The sequence below is a fragment of the Flavobacterium sp. TC780 genome (assembly GCF_056783245.1).
In genome coordinates, this window is record NZ_JBXBAV010000096.1 from 1 (window position 1) to 3,913 (window position 3,913).

Here is a 3,913-nt window from a genome sequence, read left to right on the forward strand (position 1 = left end):
TCAGACACGCTCCTGTTGTTAGGGAGGCAGCACCGAAGTAATTCGTTTTAATGTCGAGGACAGTAATGTTACCTCAGTCACAATGAAAGTAAACCCCCAAACTGAGGCTTCTGGAACTTACTTCATCTCTAACATTGAACCAAAAACCACGTTAAAAATGGTTGGCGAAGAAAATTTCAGAAAATCATTTTACAGCCGAATCCAACTCTGAAGGGGTAATTTTGCCTTTAGTTTGTACTTGGTTTTTTAAGCCAAATACTTTTAAATACATAAATCATAACTACTATCATTTTAAAAATAGTAATGATGTTTGGACAGCGCATGAGTACGACTGAAAACTCCTGGCCAAAAGCATATATGGCATCAATGAACGCATCTAAGAAGAGGAAGAATGGGCCGATGGTATGACTTTTATTACCTACATGAAGTTCGACGATTTATTACCTTGGGCAGATACCTTTAATACCACTGCCGAAAAAAATGGCCGTGGCGAAAGTTATGATGAATTTAAATCTAGAAAAGCAACCAAATTTTTAAACGAAATTGAGATAAAATTTCCCGGAATAAAAGAATGTATCCAATCGATACACACCTCTACCCCTGTTTTCTTATCGTGATTATATTGGTGGACATAATGGTAATATGTATGGCTATATCAAAGATTCCAATAATCCGATGAAATCATTTATTGCTTCCAAAACCAAACTTAATAACCTGTATTTAACGGGACAAAGTATTAATATGCATGGCGTTTTGGGCGTAACTATTGGCGCCGTTGTTACTTGCTCCAGAAATAGTTGGGAAAGAATATCTAGTAACCAAAATCAATCAAGCCTCTGAATAATTTTGATTATGAAAAAGCGAATTCTGATTGTATTCTTAATCGGTTTTTTGTTGGTGTTGCTCTCTTGTGGCACTTCAAAATCAATGCATCATCAGCCCATTATAGCAAATTATGATACCGTTTTACCTATCATAAAAAAACAATCCGATTCGGTGTTTTCATCAGGAAACAACTTCTTCTTAAAAAACAAACAAGGCCTTTGGGAACTTTATGTAGAAGGAGATGCTTATCAAATCGGTCTTAATTCAGGAGCATTAACCGACTCTCTTTTAAAGAAACAAGAACGCATATTTTTCTCTAAAATTAAAGATATAGTACCCTCAAAGTTTAAGCAAAATATGCTTCGAAACTTTTTAAAATGGTACAACAGGAAATTATACCTCAATGTCCCCGAAGAATATCAAACCGAAATTTACGGTGTTTCTCAATATACATCTCATGATTACGATGCAATCGCATCACAGTATTTACGCAATTTGTATTTACATGCAGCACACGATATCGGTCATGCGCTACAAGATTTAGCATTGGTAGGCTGTTCTTCATTTGCAGCTTGGGGAGAAAAATCAGAAGATGGAAATTTAATCCTTGGGCGCAATTTTGATTTTTATGTAAATGACGCTTTCGCGAAAGACAAAATAGTAGCTTTTATAAAACCAAAAACAGGCCATCCGTTTATGATGGTAACCTGGCCAGGAATGATTGGAGCTGTTTCAGGAATGAATCAGGAAGGATTAACAGTAACCATAAATGCTGGAAAATCAAAAATCCCGCTAATTGCAAAAACTCCAATTTCTATTCTCACTCGTGAAATCCTCCAATATGCTACCAATATTGATGAAGCTATTGCTATTGCAAAAAGAACAACTGTTTTTGTTTCCGAGTCAATTATGGTAGGAAGTGCCAACGATAACAAAGCTGTTTTAATAGAAGTTTCTCCAAACAAATTTGGAGTTTATGAAGTTCCGAATAACAATCAGCTTATTTGTTCCAATCACTTTCAGAGTGATGCTTTAAAAAATGACAAACGAAATGAGAATCAAATTCTCAACAGTCATTCAAAATATAGATATGATAGAATGGTAGAACTTTTTGGAGAAACTCCAAAAGTAAATCCTAAAAAGGCATCCGAAATTCTTAGAAACAAAGATGGTCTGGAGAACATTAAATTAGGTTATGGTAACGAAAAATCGCTGAATCAATTAATGGCTCATCACGGTATAATTTTTAAACCCGAAGAAAAGTTAGTTTGGGTTTCTGCTAATCCGTACCAATTAGGCGAATTTGTTTGTTACGACTTGAATAAAATATTTAAAAATCGAGAGCAAACAGATACAATTGTATCTTTGTCTAAAAGTGAATTAAATATTGCAAAGGATCCTTTTTTGGCTACAGTCGAATTTAAAAATTATCAGAAATTTAGAATTGAAGATGAAAAAATCGATTCTTATTTAAAGAAAAAAGACACCATTTCATCTGAGTTTATTCAGGAATATCAATCCTTAAATCCAGATTACTGGGTAGTTTATTACAAAGTGGGATTGTATTTTTACCAGAAAAAAGAATATACTTTGGCACAAAATCACTTTGAAAAAGCATTGACAAAAGAAATTACAACTCTTCCTGAGAAACAGAAAGTCGAAAAATACATTAAAAAAATCAAAAGCAAGTTACAATGATTCCAGAAATAGAAAAAGGTTCTTTAGAAGAAATTAAAATTTTTCAAGAGAAAAAATTAACTGAACTTTTGACTTATATCAGTCAGAAATCTCCTTATTATAAAGACCTTTTTGAAAAGAAAAAAATTGACATTTCTGCTATCGAAACATTGGAAGACCTTCAACTTTTGCCTGTTACCACCAAAGAAGATCTTCAAAACAATAACGATGATTTTCTGTGTGTTCCAGTTTCTAAAATCATCGATTTCGCAACTACTTCAGGGACTTTAGGTGATCCTGTAACGTTTGGTTTAACCGATGCCGATTTAGACAGATTGGCTTATAATGAGGCTATTTCTTTTGATTGTGCAGGGATTAAAGAAGGCGATATTGTACAGCTCATGACCACAATTGACCGTAAGTTCATGGCTGGATTAGCTTACTTTTTGGGACTACGAAAATTAAAAGTTGGTGCAATCCGCGTTGGGGCAGGAATACCTGAATTACAATGGGATTCTATCTTAAAATACAATCCTTCTTATTTGATAACGGTTCCTTCATTTTTGCTAAAACTGATTGAATATGCCGAAAATCATAATATTGATTATAATAATTCGAGTATAAAAGGTGCCATTTGTATTGGTGAATCATTAAGAAATCAGGATTTTTCGATGAATATTTTGTCTAAAAAAATCACTGACAAATGGAATATCAAGTTGTTCTCGACTTATGCTTCAACCGAAATGAGCACTGCTTTTACCGAATGTGAGCACGAAAACGGAGGACATCATCATCCCGAATTAATCATTGTAGAAGTTCTTGATGAAAACAACAATCGAGTAAAAAATGGCGAAGTTGGTGAACTTACTTTTACCACTTTAGGAATCGAAGCCATGCCTTTATTACGTTTTAAAACTGGTGATATCGTTCAATTACACGACACTCCTTGTGCTTGTGGAAGAAACACGTTGCGTGTAGGCCCAGTCATCGGACGCAAAAAACAAATGATAAAATACAAAGGAACAACCCTTTATCCGCCTGCAATGAATGATGTTTTAAGTGATTTTGATGCTATCGAAAATCACATCATCGAAATATCTACCAATGATTTAGGAACAGACGAGATCCTGATTAAGATTGCTGTAAAAAGTCAATCGAATGAATTGTTGCAAGAAATCAAAGACCACTTTAGAGCCAAATTAAGAGTAACTCCAAAAATAGAATTTACTTCAAAAGAAATACTAAACCCTTTGGTTTTTAACCCAATGAGTCGTAAACCAATTCGGTTTTTTGACAACAGAGATTCTTAGGACAAGGAACTAAGGTTCTGAGGTACAAAGGAGGTGCTGCCTCCCTAACAACAGGAGCATGTATTAACCTTAGCAATACGTACTGAAACCAGTAGATGACA

Annotated in this window: 4 protein-coding genes; all 4 read left to right on the forward strand. The window is 34.4% G+C overall.

Features of this window, described 5'->3' with window-relative positions:
• Positions 1-161: 161 nt before the first annotated feature.
• The 4 genes from AC1RYN_RS10350 (at position 162) to flxY (ending at position 3,812) form a co-directional block, all read left to right on the forward strand.
• Positions 162-335, forward strand: coding sequence for a hypothetical protein (locus AC1RYN_RS10350; protein ID WP_481806916.1), 174 nt, complete (start codon positions 162-164; stop codon positions 333-335).
• A 69-nt stretch (positions 336-404) separates the two neighbouring features.
• The gene (locus tag AC1RYN_RS10355; protein WP_481806917.1) at positions 405-617 is read left to right on the forward strand and encodes a hypothetical protein; all 213 of its coding nucleotides are present in this window, start codon (positions 405-407) and stop codon (positions 615-617) included.
• 235 nt (positions 618-852) lie between these two features.
• Positions 853-2,523 carry a C45 family autoproteolytic acyltransferase/hydolase gene (locus AC1RYN_RS10360; protein WP_481806918.1) on the forward strand — a complete coding sequence of 557 codons (1,671 nt, stop codon included), beginning with the start codon at positions 853-855 and terminating at the stop codon, positions 2,521-2,523.
• The gene (gene flxY / locus AC1RYN_RS10365) at positions 2,520-3,812 is read left to right on the forward strand and encodes a flexirubin biosynthesis putative acyl-CoA ligase FlxY (RefSeq protein WP_481806919.1); all 1,293 of its coding nucleotides are present in this window, start codon (positions 2,520-2,522) and stop codon (positions 3,810-3,812) included. The genes AC1RYN_RS10360 and flxY overlap by 4 nt, the downstream gene beginning before the upstream one ends.
• Positions 3,813-3,913: the final 101 nt, after the last annotated feature.